Source organism: Chryseobacterium phocaeense, assembly GCF_900169075.1.
Lineage (GTDB): Bacteria > Bacteroidota > Bacteroidia > Flavobacteriales > Weeksellaceae > Chryseobacterium > Chryseobacterium phocaeense.
Map to the genome: position 1 here is coordinate 2,146,827 of NZ_LT827015.1, position 22,570 is coordinate 2,169,396.

23 protein-coding genes and 1 pseudogene are annotated in these 22,570 nt (G+C 39.8%); 14 read left to right on the plus strand and 10 right to left on the minus strand.

The window, feature by feature from the left end:
- Positions 1-152: 152 nt before the first annotated feature.
- The 4 genes from B7E04_RS16540 to tpx form a co-directional block, all read right to left on the minus strand.
- The gene (locus B7E04_RS16540) at positions 153-1,364 is read right to left on the minus strand and encodes a DUF763 domain-containing protein (protein WP_080779609.1); all 1,212 of its coding nucleotides are present in this window, start codon (positions 1,362-1,364) and stop codon (positions 153-155) included.
- Between the two features lie 117 nt (positions 1,365-1,481).
- Positions 1,482-1,886, minus strand: a complete 405-nt coding sequence (locus tag B7E04_RS16545) for a glyoxalase superfamily protein (protein ID WP_080779610.1) — start codon at positions 1,884-1,886, stop codon at positions 1,482-1,484.
- Between the two features lie 182 nt (positions 1,887-2,068).
- Positions 2,069-2,416 (minus strand): glyoxalase superfamily protein, encoded by a 348-nt coding sequence (locus tag B7E04_RS16550; RefSeq protein WP_080779611.1) that lies wholly within the window; start codon positions 2,414-2,416, stop codon positions 2,069-2,071.
- A 91-nt stretch (positions 2,417-2,507) separates the two neighbouring features.
- Positions 2,508-3,005, minus strand: a complete 498-nt coding sequence (tpx, locus tag B7E04_RS16555) for a thiol peroxidase (RefSeq protein WP_080779612.1) — start codon at positions 3,003-3,005, stop codon at positions 2,508-2,510.
- 159 nt (positions 3,006-3,164) lie between these two features.
- On the opposite strand from tpx, the gene B7E04_RS16560 reads away from it, so the two are divergent.
- The 3 genes from B7E04_RS16560 to B7E04_RS16570 all read left to right on the plus strand — a co-directional run bounded on the left by B7E04_RS16560 (position 3,165) and on the right by B7E04_RS16570 (position 7,064).
- Positions 3,165-3,617, plus strand: coding sequence for a T9SS type A sorting domain-containing protein (locus B7E04_RS16560; RefSeq protein ID WP_080779613.1), 453 nt, complete (start codon positions 3,165-3,167; stop codon positions 3,615-3,617).
- A 12-nt stretch (positions 3,618-3,629) separates the two neighbouring features.
- Positions 3,630-4,739 carry a cadherin repeat domain-containing protein gene (locus tag B7E04_RS16565; protein WP_080779614.1) on the plus strand — a complete coding sequence of 370 codons (1,110 nt, stop codon included), beginning with the start codon at positions 3,630-3,632 and terminating at the stop codon, positions 4,737-4,739.
- A gap of 105 nt (positions 4,740-4,844) precedes the next feature.
- Entirely contained in the window at positions 4,845-7,064 is a 2,220-nt protein-coding gene (locus B7E04_RS16570) for an NADP-dependent isocitrate dehydrogenase (protein ID WP_080779615.1), read from the plus strand.
- A gap of 210 nt (positions 7,065-7,274) precedes the next feature.
- Here the strand turns inward: B7E04_RS16570 and B7E04_RS16575 are convergent, their stop codons facing one another.
- Positions 7,275-7,607, minus strand: a complete 333-nt coding sequence (locus B7E04_RS16575; RefSeq protein ID WP_062650363.1) for a winged helix-turn-helix transcriptional regulator — start codon at positions 7,605-7,607, stop codon at positions 7,275-7,277.
- A 103-nt stretch (positions 7,608-7,710) separates the two neighbouring features.
- On the opposite strand from B7E04_RS16575, the gene B7E04_RS16580 reads away from it, so the two are divergent.
- The 7 genes from B7E04_RS16580 (at position 7,711) to B7E04_RS16615 (ending at position 14,062) form a co-directional block, all read left to right on the plus strand.
- Positions 7,711-8,457 (plus strand): SDR family oxidoreductase, encoded by a 747-nt coding sequence (locus B7E04_RS16580; RefSeq protein ID WP_165439461.1) that lies wholly within the window; start codon positions 7,711-7,713, stop codon positions 8,455-8,457.
- 251 nt (positions 8,458-8,708) lie between these two features.
- On the plus strand, positions 8,709-9,689 hold the full coding sequence (locus tag B7E04_RS16585; protein WP_080779616.1) for a heme-binding domain-containing protein: 981 nt from the start codon (positions 8,709-8,711) through the stop codon (positions 9,687-9,689).
- On the plus strand, positions 9,689-10,129 hold the full coding sequence (locus B7E04_RS16590; protein WP_080779617.1) for a hypothetical protein: 441 nt from the start codon (positions 9,689-9,691) through the stop codon (positions 10,127-10,129). The genes B7E04_RS16585 and B7E04_RS16590 overlap by 1 nt, the downstream gene beginning before the upstream one ends.
- A 781-nt stretch (positions 10,130-10,910) precedes the next feature.
- The gene (locus tag B7E04_RS16600) at positions 10,911-11,927 is read left to right on the plus strand and encodes a sensor histidine kinase (protein ID WP_080779619.1); all 1,017 of its coding nucleotides are present in this window, start codon (positions 10,911-10,913) and stop codon (positions 11,925-11,927) included.
- Positions 11,908-12,669, plus strand: a complete 762-nt coding sequence (locus B7E04_RS16605) for a LytR/AlgR family response regulator transcription factor (protein WP_080779620.1) — start codon at positions 11,908-11,910, stop codon at positions 12,667-12,669. Before B7E04_RS16600 ends, B7E04_RS16605 begins: the two co-directional genes overlap by 20 nt.
- 117 nt (positions 12,670-12,786) lie before the next feature.
- Entirely contained in the window at positions 12,787-13,563 is a 777-nt protein-coding gene (locus tag B7E04_RS16610; protein ID WP_080779621.1) for a DUF1223 domain-containing protein, read from the plus strand.
- Positions 13,564-13,669: 106 nt separating this feature from the next.
- A complete protein-coding gene (locus tag B7E04_RS16615; protein ID WP_080779622.1) occupies positions 13,670-14,062 on the plus strand; it encodes a DoxX family protein in 393 nt (130 codons plus the stop codon).
- Positions 14,063-14,184: 122 nt separating this feature from the next.
- On the opposite strand, the gene B7E04_RS16620 is transcribed toward B7E04_RS16615, so the two are convergent.
- The 4 genes from B7E04_RS16620 to B7E04_RS16635 all read right to left on the minus strand — a co-directional run bounded on the left by B7E04_RS16620 (position 14,185) and on the right by B7E04_RS16635 (position 17,749).
- Entirely contained in the window at positions 14,185-15,216 is a 1,032-nt protein-coding gene (locus B7E04_RS16620; protein WP_228439970.1) for an MBL fold metallo-hydrolase, read from the minus strand.
- 21 nt (positions 15,217-15,237) lie between these two features.
- The gene (locus B7E04_RS16625; protein WP_080779623.1) at positions 15,238-16,239 is read right to left on the minus strand and encodes an aldo/keto reductase; all 1,002 of its coding nucleotides are present in this window, start codon (positions 16,237-16,239) and stop codon (positions 15,238-15,240) included.
- 88 nt (positions 16,240-16,327) lie between these two features.
- Positions 16,328-17,233, minus strand: coding sequence for a helix-turn-helix domain-containing protein (locus B7E04_RS16630; RefSeq protein ID WP_080779624.1), 906 nt, complete (start codon positions 17,231-17,233; stop codon positions 16,328-16,330).
- A gap of 96 nt (positions 17,234-17,329) precedes the next feature.
- Positions 17,330-17,749, minus strand: coding sequence for a hypothetical protein (locus B7E04_RS16635; protein WP_080779625.1), 420 nt, complete (start codon positions 17,747-17,749; stop codon positions 17,330-17,332).
- A gap of 200 nt (positions 17,750-17,949) precedes the next feature.
- Here B7E04_RS16635 and B7E04_RS22550 point away from each other — a divergent pair.
- From B7E04_RS22550 to B7E04_RS16645, 3 genes and pseudogenes are all read left to right on the plus strand, one after another.
- Positions 17,950-18,417: pseudogene (locus B7E04_RS22550) on the plus strand (CNNM domain-containing protein); the annotation flags it as partial.
- Positions 18,418-18,656: 239 nt separating this feature from the next.
- A complete protein-coding gene (locus B7E04_RS22555) occupies positions 18,657-19,172 on the plus strand; it encodes a transporter associated domain-containing protein (protein ID WP_262484663.1) in 516 nt (171 codons plus the stop codon).
- A 279-nt stretch (positions 19,173-19,451) separates the two neighbouring features.
- On the plus strand, positions 19,452-19,739 hold the full coding sequence (locus B7E04_RS16645; RefSeq protein ID WP_062647897.1) for a GNAT family N-acetyltransferase: 288 nt from the start codon (positions 19,452-19,454) through the stop codon (positions 19,737-19,739).
- Here B7E04_RS16645 and B7E04_RS16650 read toward each other — a convergent pair whose 3' ends face one another.
- Positions 19,740-20,834, minus strand: coding sequence for an MBL fold metallo-hydrolase (locus B7E04_RS16650; RefSeq protein WP_080780726.1), 1,095 nt, complete (start codon positions 20,832-20,834; stop codon positions 19,740-19,742).
- A gap of 144 nt (positions 20,835-20,978) precedes the next feature.
- On the opposite strand from B7E04_RS16650, the gene B7E04_RS16655 reads away from it, so the two are divergent.
- On the plus strand, positions 20,979-22,532 hold the full coding sequence (locus B7E04_RS16655) for a S41 family peptidase (RefSeq protein WP_228439974.1): 1,554 nt from the start codon (positions 20,979-20,981) through the stop codon (positions 22,530-22,532).
- Positions 22,533-22,570: the final 38 nt, after the last annotated feature.

Consider the following 22,570-nt stretch of genomic DNA (forward strand, 5'->3'; position numbering starts at 1 on the left):
TTCATCTCAAATAAATTCCCGCAGATCTGGCCGATTAAGCAGATTTTGAATTTAACCCGTTAACAATATTCAGGATGTTAAAGAAGATGATCTGAAATGATATAAACGAATGAAGATTAAAAATCAAACGTAAGAACCGGGTCAGTATATGGTCAGAATAAAGAAAGCTGGATCGGTTTTGGATTCTTGGGAGGTTGTGCATCCCCGAAAACGGTTTTTCCTCCGAAACGCCATGAATTCTGGCGTTCCTCCTCTATCACCTGCTGGATATCGAAATCCGGAGTGAAGTCTTTTTCAGTGTCAGCTACAATCTGGTGCAGTTTATTTAAAGTATTCAGTTTATCGGAATTTCCCAATTTGGATTTTTCAATTCCTTTTCTGAGGATACTGATGCTTTCATCAAAAGTTTTGGTAGGAACGGGAAAAGGATGTCCGTCTTTTCCGCCGTGTGCAAATGAAAATCTTGCCGGATCTGCAAACCTTGATGGAGCTCCGTGAATCACCTCACTCACCAGCGCCAGCGACTGCATGGTCCTTGGCCCCACCCCTTCAAGCATTAAAAGGTCTTCAAAATTCTGAGGCTGCTGCTCGCGTGTGACATACAGCAAAGCTCCAAGCCTTTTCAGATCAACATCCGAGGCCTGAACATCATGGTGTGCAGGAAGAATTAATCTTGAAAAATCCTTCATCACATTAATGGAATCTGTGTGCGAAATATCCAGAATCCCTTTTCTGTTTTCTGAAGCATCTGCATCTGTCAAGTTAACGATTCTTCCGCGGGAGATCCCGTTAATTCCTGTATGTGGCTCTTCTACAAATGATGTGATATTTCCGGAATGCCAGTGATAACGCCTCGCCGTTCCGTCCGATTCATGCATTCCCTGCTGTACAACGCTCCAGCTTCCATTGTCTGACAGAATAAAATTATGCAGATACAGCTGGTAACCATCCTGAATAGCCGTATTATCCACTTTTGCAGAAAGTTTACTGGCTCTTACCAGTTCATGCCCGTTCAGACCGGTTTTATCAGCAATCTGAATAAGTTCTGCAGGCGTTTCTCTCGAAAACTTTCCTTTTCCACCACATATATAAAGTCCTAATGTCTGGGAATTGGGATTGATGGAACGTTTCAAAGCTCCCATTACGGATGTTGTAATGCCGGAAGAATGCCAGTCCATACCCATTACCGCTCCAAAACTCTGGAACCAGAACGGATCTGCCAATCTGCGGAGCACCTCATCTTTCCCGTAATCCATCAGGATCACTTCAATAATGGAAAGCCCGAGCGCAGACATACGTTCATACAGCCAGGGCGGTACTTTTCCGTAGTGTAATGGTAAATCTGCAGTTCCTGAACGTTTCATTATGCAAAGGTAGTTATCGTATGATTATTTTTTGATGATTGGGATCATCTGTTTTGGCATTTAGGTTTCGGCTAAAGCCAAAGGAGGATTGATTTTTTATGAGAACGGGCTGAAGAGTCAATGGATTGAACAGAATTCCAGGTCCTTATGTTTTTCTTCATCAAATTCTTCATTGAAAATGATTTTATTCCCAAAAGGATCGTCTACGGTAACCGCTATGGTGCCGTAAAATGTTTTTTCAAGACCCGGGATATTGTATTTATATCTTTTTCCGATGAGTTCTTTATGGTATTCTGCAACACCATCGCCCAGAATAAAGACTCTGCTCCCCGGACTTCCGTCTCCATGATGCTCACTCAGGTGAAGAACAATATTATTCTTCTTTATTTCCATATACACGGGGTTGTTATAATCGGAATGATGTTCCCAGACAATTTCAAACCCCAGCCAGTCAATATAAAACTCAACTGTTTTCTTGTAATCAAAAATCCTTAGTACAGGAATAATTTTTTCTGCTTTCATAATATTTTTTTGTTAAAAAGCTAAAGGGCAAATTTGCAAAGAGGCAAAGAAATGATCAGTCTAGAATTCAGATTTTATCAATCCAAAAAATTCTAAAAATACTCTGATTTGAAATAAAAAGGCAAATCTGCCTTTTCGCTCTTTTGCAAATTTGCCCTTTTGCCCTTTCGCCTATTTACAAATTAACGATGTTCAAGTATATTAACCAGATTTCCAAACGGATCCTTTACAAAAAACCTCCGCACTCCCCAGTCTTCATCTGTTATTCCGTAAGTGATCTCAAAGCCGGCCTGCTGTATTTTTTCATAGAGTTCATCCACATTATTTACTTCAATGGACAATAGAGGAACTTCCGTGTCATTTCCTCCCTGAGTGGCAAAACTGACCTGGACTTTTGCCTGTTGGTCATTTCCAAACGTTTTGATCCATCCGTGATCCATCAGGATATCAAGCCCCAGAATATCCTGATAAAAAAGGTCTGCTTTTGACAGATCTTCTGTCTTTATATTAGCTACAATTCTTTTGATCATCTTTAACGGGATTTAGAAATTATTACGGGTCAAAAAAGCCCTGTAAAACAAAATTTTCACAAGGCTTTTTATAAAATTTTATTTTCAGATCTTACTTTAATGCAGCAAGAGCGGCTTCATAATTGGGTTCGTCTGCAATTTCAGCCACCTGCTCTGTGTATACTACTTTGTTATCAGCATCCGTTACAATTACAGCACGGCTTAACAGTCCCTTCATTGGAGAATCTGTAATAGCAACTTCGTAGTCATCCCCGAAACTGCTTCTGAAATCTGAAAGTGTTTCTACATTATTCAGTCCTTCGGCAGCGCAAAATCTTCCCAGCGCAAAAGGTAAATCTTTAGAAACATTAATTACCACGGTGTTATCCAGCGCTGAAGCCTCTTCATTGAATTTTCTTGCTGAAGAAGCACAGGTAGGGGTATCAATACTTGGGAAAATATTGAATACTTTTTTCTTGCCTTCAAAACTCTGAAGCGTTTTTACGTTCAATCCTGAATCTACCAAAGCAAAATCCCTTACGGTAGTTCCTACTGACGGTAAAGTTCCTATTGTATTTACAGCGTTTCCTTTTAGTGTAATATTCGACATATTTTATTTTTTTAGTTTTTCAAATTTACTCAAAATAGAAAATTTCCGGAGACAAATAAAGGTTAAATAATTCTTAAAACAGACATAAAAAAACTTATTCATCCCAATGATCTTTCTAACGAAATATTATTTATATTCGCTATCCTAAAAAAACAACTTATGCGAAAAAAAATTACCCTCCTGCTTTTTGGAGTGCCTTTTTGGGGTTTCGCCCAGTCTGTAATTGGAAATATCAATTCCGGAGCAGTTTCTGACACCAATTTTGTACACTCTGTAGCCGAAATTTATGTAATTCCTTCGGATCCTGATCAGGCCAATTCAGGAACGGTGGGAATGCTGTTCCAAACTGTTCTACAGGTTTTAGGCGTTCAAGAACTTGAAAAAGACCATATCAAGGTTTATCCCAATCCCACAACCGATTTTGTTCAAATCACCATCAGTTCTCATTCTAAAATTGAAGAGGCTGAAGTGTATGACCAGGCCGGGAGACTTGTTTTAAAGACTAAATTGGAGAGTGGAAAGCTTGATCTGCGCAGCCTGAACACCGGAATTTACATGATCTCTTTCAAAAATCCGGACATTAAACCTATTAAAATTATTAAAAAACCTTAAAAACATTGAATCATGAAAAAACTTTACACAACGATCGGCCTGTTCCTGGCTACACTTTTAAGCGCTCAGGTTCCACAGGCTTTCACTTATCAGACTATTGCATTTAATGCTTCCGGAGCTCCTATTGCCAACGGAAACGTATCTTTAAAGATCAGTATTCTGGAAAATACAGCTACAGGTCCTGTTTTATATACAGAAACCCATCAAAAGACAACCAATGCCAAAGGATTGGTAAATCTTAATATCGGCCAGGGAACTCCTTCCTCCGGAAGTTTTGGAGGTATCAACTGGGGAGCGAATACGAAGTTCGTGAAAGTGGAAATGGATCCTCAGGGCGGTTCCAATTATACAAATGTTGGCGTAAACCAGCTGATGAGCGTTCCTTATGCACAGGTGAGTAAAACAGTTGTCACAGGTGCAGGCCAGGGCATTACGCTGGTTTCTCCGAATGGAACCAATTATACATTAAGCGTCAATGATTCAGGAACGTTGAATCTACCAACCGCATCAGGTTCCGGTAACCAGTTACCAGCCAACTTATACATGTACGGAACCTATAATAATTTCACGGCCACTTCTGCAGATTTAATGCGAAATAGCGGAAGCAGGATAGGATACAAATATTTGCCGGCCAATTCACAGCTCAAATTTATCACGGCACAGAATGCAAGTGCTCAAAATTATGGTTCTGACGGCCAAACAAACCTTGTCATTAACGGAAGTACTTACAATATTTCTTCGAATGGATTTTATAAGATCGAAATCACGAACTTTATCGGAAACCCTGTAAGAACAATTAATTTCAGCCCTGAGGTTAGTTTAAATACAACAAATCCCGGTGCTCCGGCAGTTTCCTCGTTAAGCTACAATCCTGCAACCGCCAAGTTTTCTTTTAACCTTAACGGTGTCACTTCCTCAAATTTTTCAGGATTCACCATCCTCCTTTCTCCGGGAGGAGCTACAGGGGATGAGGTTTTAGGAGACAACCTGAGTGATGGAAATTTTGACATCGACGGTACGGCCATTATGATTCCAAATCTCACCACTACACCCAAGAATTTTAAAATTGAGTTTAACATCAATTTTGACGCTACCGGAACTTACACCATTACACAAATATAGATTAAAGAGGCAAAGGCCTCTTTTTTTATGCAAAATACCTCCATAAAACAATCATATTTAGTAAATTTGTGAGTCTTAAAAAATCAAATAATAAATAACAGTATAATGTCAGACAAATCAAAAATCTATTACACCCTTACGGATGAAGCTCCAATGTTGGCAACACACTCGTTTTTACCGATTGTAAAAGCTTTTACAAAATCAGCAAACATTGAAATTGCGGTTCCGGATATTTCTTTGGCGGGAAGAATTTTAGCCAACTTTCCTGAGTTTTTGAAAGATGACCAGAAGATTGGTGATGCATTGGCAGAATTGGGTCAATTGGCCACTCAACCTGACGCAAACATTATTAAATTACCGAATATTTCTGCATCTGCTCCCCAACTGGATGAAGCGATCGCTGAACTTCAGTCTAAAGGTTTCGCAGTTCCTAATTATCCTGCAGAACCAAAGAATGATGAGGAAAAAGCCATCAAAGCCAAATATGCCAAAGTTTTGGGAAGTGCTGTAAACCCTGTATTAAGAGAAGGAAATTCTGACAGACGTGCTCCGAAAGCTGTTAAAAACTACGCAAAAGCAAACCCTCACAGAATGGGTGACTGGGCTTCTGACAGCAAAACAGACGTGGCTCATATGGACGGTGGAGATTTCTACGGAACTGAAACTTCAACCACTGTAGAAAATGCTACGAAATTCAAAATTACATTTAAAGGAAATGATGGTGCTGAAACTCTACTGAAAGATTTCGCTGGTCTTCAGGCCGGAGAAGTAATTGATTCATCCGTGATGAATTTGAACTCATTGAAAGTATTCGTTCAGAAGGCTATTGATGAGGCTAAAAACAGAAACGTACTTCTTTCTGCCCACCTTAAAGCTACGATGATGAAAATCTCCGATCCTATTATTTTCGGGGCTATCGTAGAAACTTTCTTTAAGGAGGTATTTACAAAATATGCTGAAACATTCAAGTCTTTAGATATCAATCCAAACAACGGTCTTGCCGATCTTTTTGAAAAAATCAAAGGAAATGCGCAGGAAGCTGAAATCAAAGCTGATATTGAAGCTGCTTTAGGGAACGGACCAAGAGTGGCTATGGTAAATTCAGACAAAGGAATTACGAATTTCCACGTTCCTTCAGATATCATTGTTGATGCCTCTATGGCTGCCCTGGTAAGAGGCGGCGGTAAAATGTGGAACAAAGACGGAAACGAAGAAGATACGGTATGTATTATTCCTGACCGTTCTTATGCAGGATTCTATCAGTCTGTAATCGATGATATGAAAGCACACGGAAAACTTGATCCTACGACCATGGGTTCTGTTCCGAACGTGGGTCTTATGGCTCAGAAAGCTGAAGAATACGGTTCTCATGACAAAACCTTCCAGGCAGCAGCAGACGGAACTATTGAAGTTCAGGATGAAGCAGGAAATATTCTTCTTACGCAAAAAGTAGAAAAAGGTGACATCTTCAGAATGTGCCAGACGAAAGATGCGCCTATCCAGGACTGGGTAAAGCTGGCTGTCAACAGATCCAGATTATCTGATACGCCTGCCATTTTCTGGTTAGATAAAGGAAGAGCTCACGACAGAGAAATCATTAAAAAAGTTGAAAAATATCTTGCTGACCATGATACCAACGGTCTTGACATCAGAATTCTTGATGTAAAAGATGCGATGACTGAAACTTTAAAAAGAGCAAGAGAAGGAAAAGACACTATTTCTGTTTCAGGAAATGTATTGAGAGATTATTTAACTGACCTTTTCCCAATTCTTGAGCTTGGTACTTCTGCTAAAATGCTTTCCATTGTTCCATTAATGAATGGTGGTGGTTTATTTGAAACAGGTGCCGGAGGTTCTGCGCCGAAACACGTGGAGCAATTCATTGAAGAAGGTTATCTGAGATGGGATTCTTTAGGTGAATTCCTGGCCCTTCAGGCTTCTTTAGAGCACTTGGCTCAAACGCAGGGGAATACAAAATCTCAGGTGTTAGCAGATGCTTTAGATGAGGCTAATGCTAAATTCTTAGCTACTGACAAATCTCCGGCAAGAAAGGTAGGCCAGATTGATAACAGAGGTTCTCACTTCTATTTAGCCATGTACTGGGCAGAAGCTTTAGCGAACCAGACGGCTGATGCAGAACTGGCAGCTCAATTTGCTCCGGTAGCAGCTGCAATGCAGGAAAATGAAGCGGTAATCAATCAGGAATTAATAAGTGCTCAGGGAAAACCTCAGGATATTGACGGTTACTACAAAACGGATACATATAAGACGTATGCAGCCATGAGACCAAGCACGGTGTTGAATGAAATTATTGACGGAATTTAATTTTCCTGAATGATATAAATGAAAAGCTCCTTTTTAAAAGGGGCTTTTTTGTTTCTAAATTTAATCGTATTAGGTTTCGGCTAAAGCCAATGGAATGATTTCTTTTATGCGGACGGGCTAAAGCCCGTCCCTATTGATTTATCAAATATAAAGCGGCACGCCCTAATCCCTAATCCCTAATCCCTAATCCCTAATCCCTAATCCCTGCACCTACCCCTCTACAATCACTCTCCTGTGCTCCCGTCCCCAGTTGATCATTTCCGTAATGATTTTTCCAAAGGTCCGGCAGTATTCCGTAGGTTCATATTCTATTAAAACCGGGGTATCCGGGTATACGGTTCTTTTCACCAGTTTATTCAGTTCCATATCTTTCAGTTCTTTTGAAAGCATTCTCGTGGTGATTCCAGGGATACTCCTTTCAATTTCACGGAATCGTCTGTGTCCGTTACAGATTGAATTGATTACAGGAATTCTCCATTTCCCTCCAATAAAATAGAGGGTATCCTGCAAGGCTCTCAGTTCTTCTGTCTGATCTCTTTCCATAGCTGCAAAGTTAAATGATATCATGGATGATACTGGTATACTCTGTTATACTGATTACAAAAGTATACCATTTTGAAATAACTTTGTCAAAAAATTTAAAGCAATGAATAAATTGAATAACAAATTAGCCGTCGTAACGGGTGGAAACAGCGGAATAGGATATGCAGCCGCAAAGAAACTTATAGCAGAAGGAGCCAGGGTTATTATTACAGGAAGAAGAAAAGAAGCGGTAGAAAAAGCCGCCGAAGAATTGAGAGCTATCCCTTTTATTGCGGATCAGTCTGTTCTTGATGATATTGACCTTCTTAAAAACGAAGTGGAGAAGCAGTTTGGAAAGGTGGATATCCTTTTCATCAATGCCGGTATTACTGGCGGTCTCACCTCTATTGAAAATATGAGTGTCCAGAATTTTGATGAAGTTATGAATATCAATTTCCGCGGCGCTTATTTTACTCTGAATAAGTTTATTCCGATCCTGAGTGACGGTGCATCCGTAGTATTCCTTTCATCAATTGTGGCTTCCACTTACAAACCGAATAGTTCAGTATATCAGGCCAGCAAAGCAGCATTGAATTCTATTGCCAAAACTGCAGCCGCAGAATTGGCACCACGGAAAATCAGGGTCAATATGATAAGCCCGGGTCCGATAAAAACAAACATCATGAGTAAAGCCGGACTTGATGAAGAAACCTTAAAAGGTCTTGATGATTATCTGATCAGCCAGATTCCTTTAAAGAAAATGGGTACTGCAGAAGAAGTAGCCCAACTGGTGGTTCACCTTTCTGATGATGCTGCTTCAGGTTTTATCACCGGAACTGAAATTATTATTGACGGCGGAATCGGCTTATAAGATCTAGAAGAAAAATGAAAACCCAGCAGGTGGAGAAGAAACCCATTGAACACCTCCTCCACCTCTACTTTCGTCTACCACACCCTAATCCCTAATCCCTAATCCCTAATCCCTAATCCCTGCTACCTAACACCTGCAACCTCCCCCTTCCTTTTTCCTTCTTCCCCCCTCACTTTGTCCGCTTCACCTTCTTTTCCATTTCAAAACGACATTCACCAAACTACTTTTGAACCATAAAAAATAATAGTGTTATGGATTCATCAAAGAAAAAAAGAACAGCAAAACCAATAGCTATCATATTTTTGGTAGTAATGGCTGTACTGGTTACCTTACAGTTTTTCAATCCTTCTCTGGAAGGAAAACCGGTAGCAAAAAAAATAGAAGCTCCGCGAGAGGTTCTTGCCATTCTGGAAAACTCATGTTTTAACTGCCATTCCAATGAGCAGAACCTGAGCTGGTATGACAAAATAGCTCCCATATCATGGGCTGTAAACAAGGATGTGAAAAGAGCTAAAGAGGTTTTGAATTTTTCAGAATGGAATTATTCTGCAGGAGAACATCAGGGAAAAATGTACGCCATCCTGAATATGATGCAGAGTGGTAAAATGCCGCTCCATGAATATACTTTACTTCATCCGTCAGCAAAAATCACGCAGAAAGATATTGAAACGATCAGGAAGTATACGCTTTCCTTGGCCAGCCTTAATGCCTCCAAAAAAGAAAAAGATACTCACCAGAATAGTCAAACTGTTCAAAATCCTGTTCCAGTTCAATTTCCGGTTTCGTCTAATGGAGTGAAATATACGGACGATTTTAAAAACTGGAAAGTGATCAGCATGAGCACACTCTTCGATCATTCCATCAGGGTTATTTACGGAAATGACATTGCTGTGAAAGCTGTTGAAACGGAAAATTTCCACCCATGGCCGGATGGCAGTATCATTGTAAAATCAGTCTGGAAACAGGAAGAGCTTGCTGATGGAGAAGTACGGGCCGGAGCATTTGTGAATGCCCAGTTTATGGTTAAAGATGCTAAGAAATATACCGATACCGAAGGTTGGGGGTTTGCAAAATTTTCAGGAAACGATCTTCATCCTACCGGAAAAACAGCCTCATTTGCCAAAGAATCCTGTATAGCCTGCCACCGTCAGTTAGCCGAAAAAACAGGTTACTTATTTGATGTCCCTATGAAAGTAAACACCGAAAGATTAATTAAAAACCTTGAGAAATAATGAGAAAAGTACTATTCATCATCCTGTCGATCTGCAGTTTATTTACCGCCTGTAAAATAGATGAGCCGGATAAAGATTTAAAACGTATTGTTTTCGATCCCGGAGATTTAAAATTTATCTCCACTTCATTGAATACAAAAAAGGAAACATCCTCCGCATTGTATGGTAACCAGGAAGCGCTTGAATCGCTGTATGCTGCCCACTCTTCCTTAAAAAAAGGCAGTATGATCAAACTGGTCACCTGGAAATACCATGACAACCCTCAATACATAGGAGGAACCATCACCGGGGAATTATTAAGTATAGAAACACTTCAGGCAGATAATACCGGAAAAATCTCTTATCAGGTCCAGAGTACATCATCAACGAAACCCTTACCGCCCAATCAAGAAGAAAGGATACAGTATATCATGAGTTATAAACCCGTCATGAGGCCATAAAGATCTCCTGAAGCTGAATTTTCAGTTTCAGGAGGTTTTGTGAAAAGGATAATGATGAATGGTCAATTTTTGCTGACGCAAAGTCAATAGTCAATTTTATCACCGAAATAAAGTTCACAAGCGAAGCGCATTCACCATTGACAATTCACCATCAATGGTCAATTTTTGCTAATGCAAAGTCAATAGTCAATTTTATCACCGAAATAAAATTCACAAGCGAAGCGCATTCACCATTGACAATTCACCATCAATGGTCAATTTTTGCTAATGCAAAGTCAATAGTCAATTTTACCACCGAAATAAAATTCACAAGCGAAGCGCATTCACAATTGACAATTCACCATCAATGGTCAATTTTTGCTAATGCAAAGTCAATCGTCAATTTTATCACCGAAATAAAATTCACAAGCGAAGCAGATTCACCATTGACAATTCACCATCAATGGTCAATTTTTGCTAACGCAAAGTCAATCGTCAATTTTATCACCGAAATAAAATTCACAAGCGAAGCGCATTCACCATTGACAATTCACCATCAATGGTCAATTTTTGCTAATGCAAAGTCAATAGTCAATTTTATCACCGAAATAAAGTTCACAAGCGAAGCGCATGCACAATTGACAATTCACCATTAATGGTCAATTTTTGCTAATGCAAAGTCAATAGTCAATTTTACCCCCGAAATAAAGTTTACAAGCGAAGCGCATTCACAATTGACAATTCATATCATCCTTTTCATCCAAAAAAACATTAATTTCACCATTTAAAATCCACGGTTTCCATGCAGCAGCAAAAAATAAACATTTCACCGGCCGTTATCTGGATCAGTTCCCTTTTCCTGGGAATTTTATCCTCTGTTCCCCAACTGGCTTCCCATGAATTCAACTGGAAGGAAGCAGCCGTTAATTCAGCCATTACCGCAGCGTTTTCGATTATCATGTGGTATCTTAATATTTATCTGTTTAACCGCAATGCAGGGAAAAGGAAGCAGGATATTTCCTATTCGAGGTTATTGATGATCTTGGCGTTCGGAATGGTCATTATGTTCGGGCTGGCATGGATTCAGCAGCTTATTTTATCACATATCAATTTTGGTCCTGTGATGCTGATGGTAGAAGTAAGGGGAATCCTGATCAATCTTGTCTGCTATATGTTCCTTACTCTGCTTCAGAATAATTACGCAGGCCAACAGGTACAGCTGGAGCTGGAAAAGGTGAAAAGTGATAATCTGGGTGCTCAGTATGAACTGCTGAAACAGCAGGTAAATCCCCATTTCCTGTTCAACAGCCTGAATACCTTAAAATCAATGGCAGAAACCAATGATTCAGAAACGGTGGATTTCATCATTAAACTTTCCGATTTTTACAGATTTACCCTTGAAAGCCGAAAACTGGACCTCATCACTGTACAGGAAGAAATGAAGATCATAGAAGCATATCTTTTTCTACAAAAAGCGCGTTTCGGAGAAGGAATTTCATTTACAAACGGACTTAGAACTGAAGATCTGAAAACCCTTATTCCTCCTTTCACGCTGCAGCTTCTGGTGGAAAACTGTATCAAACACAATATTGTATCGCAAAGTAAGCCACTTCACATAAAAATTTACAGTTCTGAAGATAAGATCATTATTGAAAACCCCATTCAGCGAAAAATAACGACTGAAGAATCTTTAGGTGTTGGCCTTGATAATATTAAAATGCGTTTCAGCCATCTGCTGGAACAGGAAATTGAAATTTATTCAGACGAAAAAATCTTTCAAATAAAACTACCTTTGATCCATGAATATTATCATCATTGAAGACGAATTCAGAGCTGCAAAATCCCTTCAGAACCTTATTCTGGACCTAAAACCAGAGTCTAACATCCTGGGAGTTTATGACAGTATCGAAACCAGTGTTGAAGCTTTATCAAACCCCATCAAGCCGGACCTTATTTTTATGGATATCCAGCTTTCGGACGGGCTTTCGTTTGAAATCTTCAAAACAGCGGAGATCACCTGTCCTGTCATTTTCTGTACTGCTTTTGATCAGTATATGCTTGATGCCTTTAAAAGTAAAGGCGTAGATTACATCCTGAAGCCTTTCTCCCGGGAAGATATTGCCGAAGCCCTCAGAAAAGTAGATGATCTGAAAAAATTCTTCAGTAAAAATGAACTTCCCGATATTGAATTTCTTTTACAAAAAATCAATCAGCCGGCAGGGAAAAGCAGTTTTCTTGTTTTTAAGAATCAAAAATATACTACGATCCTTACAGAAAATATTGCCTATTTTTATATCCATAATGAAATTACTCATCTGGTGACTTTTGACAAAGAACAGTTTCAGCTGTCCCAGCCGCTTGGGCAGGTTGCCGAGCAGGTTTCCGGAAAACAGTTTTTCAGGATCAACCGGCAGTATCTGGTCAATTTCAAGGCCATCAAAGAAATGGAACATTATTTCCAGCGCAAAATCCTGGTTAAACTGGTCATTGAAACTCCTGAAAATCTCCTGATCAACAAAGAGAAAACACATAGTTTCTTTACCTGGCTGGAAGACCGTTAACAGCTCCATTTTTTAGCACTGAATATTTCCGGGTTCGCCTTCCATTTTGTCCGGCTGACCCTTTTTTATATTCTTTTGCACTTAAAAGGAATCTACTTTTGATCAAAATTAAAAGATATGATTCTAAAAAATTTGTTAGCCGTAGGAACTTTTACCAGTTTAATGTTCGCGGCTTCCGCATTTGTTCTGAAAGAAGAAATAAAAAAACCTGACCCTGGTTTTCCATCTGAAAATAACGGTCTTGCCGTTCTGGAACTTTTTACTTCCGAAGGCTGTTCAAGCTGTCCTCCTGCCGATGAACTGATGGGACAGATCGAAAAAGAATACCGGAACCGCCCCGTCTATATCCTTTCCTATCATGTAGACTACTGGAACCGTCTGGGATGGAAAGACCGGTTCAGCAGTGCGGCCAATTCGCAACGCCAGCAATTCTACAGTCGTCTTCTTCAATCCCAGACGTATACACCACAACTGGTGATCAATGGAAAGCAGGAGTTTGTCGGCTCTGACAGGAATTCCATAGAAAACGCTCTTCAAAATGCATTATTTAATGCTAAAAATTCTTCCGTACATCTTTCTGCGAATATTGATCAGAAAACAGTTACCGTCGGGTATAAAACCTCTGAATCTGATCCTAAAAGCACATTGCTGATCAGCTTGGTTGAAAAGAAATCTTCCACCCATGTGGGCGGAGGTGAAAATGAAGGACACCATCTGCAGCACTGGCAGATCGTTCATGAGCAGAAACAGATCTCACTGAAAGATCTTTCCGAAGGAAGCATCCACTTCAAAATCCCTGAGAATTTCTCTGCTGAAAAATGGGAAATCGTCGGGTTTATCCAGAATCTTAAAACCGGAAAGATTTCAGGAGCTTCTAAAACTTTAATTCAATAAGGTTTATTGGAAAACGCAAAGTCGCAAGAGAAGCATTACAAAACTTTGCGTCATTTCATTACTTCAACATATTATTCAACATCATACAATTTAAAATAATAAAACAATGAAAACAAAAACAACAAAAATCATCTATTGGTCAGGCGTAATTTTTATGTCATTATGGTTCGGGGCAAGCGGCTTCTTTGAACTCACAAAAAATCCTGTAGTCTGGGATATAACCCGACAGTTGGGATATCCGCCTCATTTTATATATATCCTCGGGGTTTTTAAACTTTCAGGCATTCCGGTTCTTCTTCTTCCCAACCGTTTATTAAGATTGAAAGAATGGGTGTTTGCGGGAATGTTTTTCGATATCATCTTCGCTTTCTTCTCAAAAATTGCAGTACTGGGCTCTGCTGCGACGATTGATGCGATCATTGCATTTACCGTCCTTTCCGTAACGTATGTAATGTTCAGGAAACTATATGCTCCCGAGCTGATCTATGGAGAGGCATAACTGAAATCTATTCTTAAGCGTTTAATTAATAGCTATATTTTAACAAATAAATCCTCCGGAAATGGGAGGATTTATTATTAAAATATGTCGTAGAAAATATAAGTTGAATCTGATTTTTCCTGTTAATTCATAAAGCTTTCCGGAATCCATTCATAAGCAGCATCTTTCTTTTTGGCAAAGCCCAAGCCCGGCCATGGAAGATGATAAGCAAAAGCCCTCGTTTTAGTTTCGGCCAGTTGGCGGACAAGCTTTTTACGGGATTCTGTAGCAATATCCAGATCCGTATCTCCGGAGAATCCCCATTCCGGATGTGGAAAAAGGATGACATCGGAATGGATCAGATCAGCGATATATATCAGATTTTCATTGCCTGACGAAATGGTCACCATGGTCAGTCCCGGTGTATGTCCCGGAGCCAGCTGAAAACTGAAATGTTCAAACAGAGGCTTATTAAAATCATAAAATTTAAGCTTCGGACGGATGGTTTTCAGGATATTCTGAATAGGCGGAATCACCTGGTTCAGAAATTCCGGCTCTTCTTTGAGGAAACTGTTTTTAAAATCTTTGATAGAAGCCTTAAGCCAGAAGTCATGTTCAATTTTTGAAATATAAAGATCCGCATTGGGGAAAACCAATTTGTTTTGTTTGTCCACCACTCCACCAATATGATCCGGATGGGCGTGTGAAATAAAAACATCAGTAATATCTTTCGGTGAAAATCCTGCTTTCTGTAAACTTTTGAGTAAAAAACCTGTTCTTTCATCAGCAAATATCCCCATCCCGGAATCCAGTAAAATCAACCGGTCTTTCGTTCTGACCAGCATCAGGTTCATCGCCATATCCACATAGGTATCCGGACGGAAATTATCCCTCAGCAACGCTTTCAACTGAGGCACATCTGCTCTTGGAGAAAATGTATTGACATTGGTTTCATGAATATATCCGTCAGTCAGGATAAACAGATCCAGCCCGCCGAGTTTTATTTTTTTAAATGTTGAAAGATCTTCTTCAGAATATTTTGGAAGTGCTTTCGTAGATGCCAAAACACCGGAAAGCGGAACGAAGCTCAGTGCGCCGGCCATCAGTCCGTTTTTTAAGAGTTCTCTTCTGTTCATGATCAGGATGCTTTTAAATATTCCGGTTTCGTGTTCCACGAAACCGGAATTATAATTATTTTAGTTGTTGACCAGCTTCATTGATCCTTCCGTGTACCTTTCACCCACGTTAGGATATTTTTTCAGAAGATTGTCGATAGTTTCCATATCAGATGGCGACAGGTCTATATTTATTGCCTCAATATTCTCCTGAAGATATTTAATACGTTTGGTTCCCGGAATCGGGATAATGTCTCCGCCCTGATTCAGGACCCATGCCAGAGCCAGCTGCGTTCCTTTTACTCCTTTTGACTCTGCAAATTCATTGATTTCCCGGGCAAGATTCTTATTGTTTTCCAGGTATTCTGCCTGATAGCGAGGTAGTGATTTCCTGAAGTCTTCATCCCCGAAATTCTGAACTTCATTAATGTTCGCAAAAAGCCCTCTTGCCAGCGGAGAATAAGGAACCAATGTAATTCCAAGCTCCCTGATGGTGGGAAGAATCTCTTTTTCCACATCTTTGGTCAGGATAGAATATTCTGACTGTAAAGCGGTAATTGGGTGTATTTTATTGGCTTTTCTGATAGATTCTGCAGAAGCTTCCGACAGTCCGAGGTATTTTACTTTTCCTTCTTTAACCAGTTCTGCCATAGCGCCTACGGTTTCTTCTACCGGAATATTCGGGTCTACCCTGTGGGCGTAATACAGATCAATGGTGTCTATTTTCAGTCGCTGAAGACTCAGATCCACAGCCTGTCTGATCCATTCCGGTGAACCATCGAAATAAGTCCCCGGAGCTCCGCTGTGGCTGGGTTTTCCATCTTTAAACCTGAATCCGAATTTGGTGGCAATAAAGATTTTATCCCTGTTGGGAACCAGAACTTTTGAGATCAGTTTTTCATTTTCCCCTGCGGCATACATATCTGCCGTATCCCAGAAATTTACTCCAAGATCCAGCGCTTTATGTAAGGTATTGATGCTTTCCTGTTCATCAGCCGGACCGTAGGCAAAACTCATTCCCATACATCCCAGACCTATTGCAGACAGCTGCTCTCCTGTGTTTCCTAATTTTCTGAATTTCATAATGCTATGTGATTTAAAATTGATAAGACAAAATTAGAACAGAAAAACTGCGGAACCTCTATAGAATTCAAACCAAGAATTATAAAATTCAAACAACTGCCGTTCTGACTGCATTAGGCGCTAATCCGGTCTGTTTTTTGAAAAAGTTGGTAAAATAAGCAGGCTCTTCGAAGCCCAGTCCATACGCAATTTCAGAGATATTCCAGTCAGTATGTTTCAGCAAAGCGTTCGCTTCCTGGATGATCCTTGAGGTGATCTGCTGGCTCGTGGTTTTTCCGGTCATTTCCTTTACGGAACGGTTCAGGGAATTCACATGGATAGAAAGGCTACGGGCATAGTCATTCGGTGTTTTTAGCTTCAGAAAAGCTTCCGGACTGTCAATGGGAAACTGTCTTTCCAGCAGTTCCATAAACAGTGAGGCAACCCTGTGTGAGGCATTCTGGTAAGGTTCGAAATTTTCGGCAGGCTGCATTTTCATGGTCTCGTGGATCAGGAGATGAAGGCAGGCACGAAGCATATCATATTTGTGAACATACTCCGTCTGAATCTCATTCATCATCTTAATAAAAAGGTCTGAGACTATTTTTTGCTGCATTTCATCAATAAAGAAAACAGGAGTTCCCCCAATTTTAAAAAGCTGTGAGTCCAAAAGATTTCCCAGGCGGGTCCCATTCTGCAAAAACTGATCGGTAAAGAGGCAAAACCATCCGGTCTGATCTTCATTTTCCGCATCCCACGAATAAGGAACCACCGGATTTGAAAATAAGAGCGCCGGGCGGTCTACATAGATCCATTTGTCTGCATAATGAAGCTTTCCTTTTCCTATGATGAGCGAAATTTTATAGTAATCCCTCCTGCTGTATGGAGTGACCAGTGAACAGCTGTCACGGGAAAATACATTAAAATGCCCTACTCCGGAACCGGCGTCCGGATCCGGCCGTTCCATTTTGCCATTTCTTAAATAAAATCCCTGTATTGTTTCTTTAGATTCCATTTCACTAAGTTATAAAATTCAAACAAATAAAATAAAAAATGGACAGCATAATTGCCATCCATCTTAAAAACTGAATATATAAACTGAAATAAATGATTAATGGTGATGCCCGTTTTTCTTCTCCATTTTGTAAACTTTGGTTTTCTGAACCTTTACTTTTTTGTAATTGTTTTTGTTGCGGTTGTAAACAGCTACAGGGTTTTGTCCTTTGTAATATTTCTTTTTGAATTGAGTATATTTTTCCCTTCCCAATATCCTTTCAATTTCATGGTAGCGGTCTTCTCTCCAGCGGTCGGGATGGCTTACATAGACCCTGTTCCAGGAATCGTAATCGCGGTACCTGTCATTCAAAGCATTCAGCTGATTGGTCTGCGCTGCGGAAAGAATAAGGTCTGCGGCTACATTCTGCCAGTTGATATCTGTGATACTTCTTCTGTAATCATTATAATAATCGGACTGTGCATAGCTTAGGCTGAAAGTCCCGGCAAGCAGAAAAGCTATTATTATTTTTTTCATCTTTTCCCGTTGGTTGGTTAAACTGTTTTTGCATAGTCAATTAAAATGCCAAATCGGAAAAGAGTTCCCAATCTTTGTTAAAACCTCTGCCCGCCGTTGAAATATTTTCTATATTTATAAGGTATTATTCATGTTCCTGTATGGAGATCATCATTATCATACTGCTTATTTTGCTGAATGGAATATTTTCAATGTCGGAAATGGCTTTGGTATCTTCCAAAATTTTCAGGCTTAAAAGTGAGAAGAAAAAAGGCAGTTCACGGGCCAAAACCGCTCTTAAACTGGCAGAAAATCCCAGCAGGTTCCTTTCAACTGTCCAGATAGGCATCACTTTAACAGGTATCCTTTTGGGGATCTTTTCAGGAGACAAACTCACCTCAGACCTTACCGGGTATATTTCAAAATTTGACATTTTTGCTGAGTATGCACGAGGAATTTCTGCGTTTATCATTGTGGCGGTCATCACCTTTCTTTCTATTGTTTTTGGAGAACTGATTCCTAAAAAACTGGGATTAAAATATCCTGAAAAGACCGCTATCATCATCGCAAAGCCCATGTACTGGCTGTCGGTTCTTGCTTCCCCGTTTGTGTGGCTGCTTACCGTTACCAATGAAGGGATTCTGAAACTTTTCGGGATCAGGGATGATGAAAAAGAGGTGATCACTGAAGAGGAGATTAAATCTATTATCAAAGAAGGAAAGGAAGGGGGAATTATTGAAGAAAAAGAGCATGATGTGTTAAAAAATGCCTTTGAGCTTGGAGACCGCAGGGTAAGTTCCCTGGCCACACACCGTTCTAAAATCATTACCCTGGATGCGGATGACAATTATGAAATGGTAAAGAAAAAGCTAAGAATAATTCATTTTCCACTTACCCTGTTACGGACAGCAATAATCCGGATCGCATTGTGGGAATCGTAAAAATGAGGGATCTTTTTGACCTTGACCATGAAAACTTTAACCTCCGCGAGCATCTGCGAAAGGCTGTTTTTGTGACGGAAAACTCTTTTATTTACCCGTTAATGGAAACTTTTCAGGCCAACAGGTCACATCTGGCCATCGTGATCGATGAATACGGAAGTACAAAAGGAGTGATTACCGTGAATGATATTCTGGATGACCTTTTGGGCAATATTCCTGACGGCAGCGGCGAGGAAAAAGATATCATCAGAAGAAACGAAAACTCATGGCTGATTGACGGAAAATGTCCGCTTCATCATTTTAAAAAATATTTTCAGATCGATCTGGATGAGGAACTTGAGAAGAATTTCGTCAGTATTTCGGGACTTTTTATTTTCGGAAAAGATACAGTTCCCCAAACCGGAGATCAGATATCCCTTGGAAACCTGACCTTGGAAATTGTAGACAAAGACGGAAACAGGATTGATAAGATTATGGTGACGAGGAATGGTGAGGAGTTATAAGTGATGAGTGATAATTGATATAAAAATACACGTACTCTCACGCGCTATAACTCTCAAACGCTATAACTCCAAAACTCTACTACTCTAACACTCTACTCCTCCTGAAGCATTTATAAATTTTGTTAAGTTTCCGGAAAAGACATGTTTTATATGGGATAAATTTGTAATTTTAAGAGTGATAAGTGTAAATCCTGAAGGATTGTGATGTTGCCAGACCATTAAAACTGCTTTATCTATTGAATGAAGCAAATGATTTTTAACCGATCAATTTTAAATATTATGGAAAATATAAAGTTTGAAATATCTCCTTATCAGGATGAGCTTCAGTTATTAATTGACGGCCAGAAGGCAGGTTATATGTCGATAAAAATTGACGGCAGGCTGCTCACCGTTTATTATACGAAAATTATTGAGGAACGTGAAGGCCATGGCTATGCAAAAATGCTGCTTGACGAACTGGTTCGTTATTCTGAAGAAAAAGACCTTCTGGTAGAGCCTGAATGTGATTTTGTACGCCAGCAGTTTGAAAATCACCCGGCAAGATATAAAGATATATGGCATGCCTGATCAATCCTGCCACCAGGTTTTGAACTGATGATCAGAGCTGTTCAGATCCACTTCTTCCCCTATCATCGGAGTAAGGATGCAAAGTCCTTCCTCTTTTCCTAATTCTGTCACTTTCTGAAGCGGTTCATTCCATGGATGAAGGGCTAATGCAAATTTTGAAGAGTGAACGGGAATAATTTTTTTCGCTCCAAGGTCCGTTGCCGCTTTAATCACACCCTCAGGAAGTGCATGAATATAGCGCCATGCCTCATCATATTGTCCGTTTTCAAGAACAGCATAATCAAAAGGACCAAATTGTTCTCCGATTGTTTTAAAATGTAAATCATAACCGCTGTCACCGCCTAAAAATATTTTTTTCGTGGGCGTTTCCAATACATAGGAAGTCCAAAGGGTATTATTCTGTCTGATTTTCCTCCCGGAAAAATGCCTTGCCGGTGTAAAGGTAATTTTGAGGTTATTTTTTAAAAGGACTTCTGTTCCCCACTCTTCTTCAATCAGTTGTTCTTCTGCATATCCCCATCTTTCAAGGTGCCCTCCTGTTCCCAACGGTACAATGGCCATTCCTGTTCTGTCTCTGATTGACTTTACGGTAGGATAATCCAAATGGTCAAAATGATCGTGGGTGATCACCAGATAATCCAGCCCGGGAATATCTTCAGGCTTAAACAGATCTGAACCTTTAAATGCTCTGTTAAAATACTTAAAGGGTGAACCGTACAGGCTCAAAACAGGATCTACCAGAAAGGAAACTCCATCCGTCTGCAGATAGTACGACGAGTGACCCAGCCAAATGAAAATGTCTTTATCCCTCCGGATACTTTTTAAATCCGTATGAATGGCCGGAATCTCCTTCAATGGCCGGAGAAGCGGATCTTTCTTTCCTAAAATGAAATCGTAAGTGACCTTAAAGGTATTATACCCTTCAGCAATAGGCGGCGTGTGGCTGATATTCTGAAATCTGTTGTTTTTATACAGTTTCGACTGTTTAATCCGCTCCAGCCTCTTTCCTTTGGGATCTGCTCCGAAAGCGGGAAGATTCATGACAAAAAGATACACTGCAACTAAAAAAAGGACTGTTAAAACCAAATAGATCATCTGCATTACAAATAAGCTGCAAAGGTATTGACTTTTAATGTGACCAGAAAAATAAGGCTGTTTTTTAACTTAATTTATAAACCTTTCTGAATAATTTATCAGTTATTTAAATTATAATTCTCTCAAACTTTTTAACTTAGCCGATTGAAAAAAAATTCAAATCCGTTGAAAAATTACTCGATCATACTGCTGGCAGCAGCCCTTTCCTCATGCATGTCTATTAAAAGACAAAATGAGCAAAGATTTGCATGCATCGGTCCGGATGAGCTTAGAGAAGATGTAGATTATACCTATCAAAAGCTTCAGCAGATGCATCCCAAACTTTACTGGTATATTTCCAAACAGGAGCTTGATCATAAATTTGACAGTCTTAAGAAAACATTTGACCAACCGTTAACCCCGCTTCAGTTTTATTTTAAATTACAACCTGTTATAGCAGACATCCGGGAAGGACATCTTTCACTCAGAATTCCAAGGAAAAAATTTACAAAGAAGGAAATTAAAGCGCTTGAGCACAAAAAAGGAATGTTCAGCCGTTTTGAGTATTATATCAAAAAAGATCAGTTATTCATTATTGAAAACAAGGATTCTATAGAACATATAAAACCGGGAACTGAGATTTTGTCTATCAACCATATTCCGGTCTCCGGATACATCCGAAGATACCGTGCACTCATCAGCAGCGACGGGTATAATACAACTTTCCAACCTTATTTCCTGAAGGATGTTTTTTTTAATTTTTATACTGCCGAAAACGGATTTAAGGATACTGCGTACATAGAAACCCTTTATAACGGTGAAAAAAAATCTTATACTTTACATAGAGAGCATAAGTCTAAAAATGACCTTGAAAAAGATAAAGCACAGGAAAAACGCACTGCAGAAAAGAAGATTAATGACTATGTAGCCTCCAGCAATTCCTATAACCGGAATTTTAAGTTCCTGGATAATGACAGCACCACAGCTTATATCAAGGTAAAAAGCTTTTCAAGGGACTATTCGGAAAAGTTTTACAAAGATGCTTTTGAGAAAATAAAAAATGCCGGCGCTAAATATCTCATCATAGATGTCCGGAACAATTACGGCGGGTCCCTGCATGAGATCAATAACCTGTATTCTTATCTTGCACCGGAACCTTATGTTCTGATCAAGCCTTCACAGCTTACTTCAAGAATTACTCCGCTAAAGACGAATTATTTCAGAAAAAGCAATGCATTCCAGTATGCTTTTAAGAGCCTGGCCTATCCTACTTATTTTTTTGCACAAACGTTCAGTACGTATAAAAAAGATGGGAAGGTGTATTACAGAATGAAAGCGGATAAATCCACAAAGCCTAAGAAGGATGCATTTCAGGGAAAAGTATTCGTGCTGATCAACGGCGGAAGCTTTTCTGCCTCCTCGATTATCACCGCCAAACTGAAATATGACAAACGTGCCATTCTGGTAGGCGAGGAAACCGGTGGTGCCAATGACGGAACAGTGGCCGGATTCTATTCTTATCAGAAACTTCCCCATTCGAAGATCAGCCTTCCGATAGGACTGCTGTTGGTTCAGCCCAATATTGATTTTGTGAATACGAAAAAGGGAGTGGCACCGGATATCACTATTAAAGAAACAATGCAGGATATTATTGATCATAAAGATCCGCAGCTGGAATGGGTGAAACAGGAGATTGCGCGGGAGAAGGCAAAGGAATAAACTGTTTCGGCGGGCTGAAAGCCCGCCGAAACAGTTTA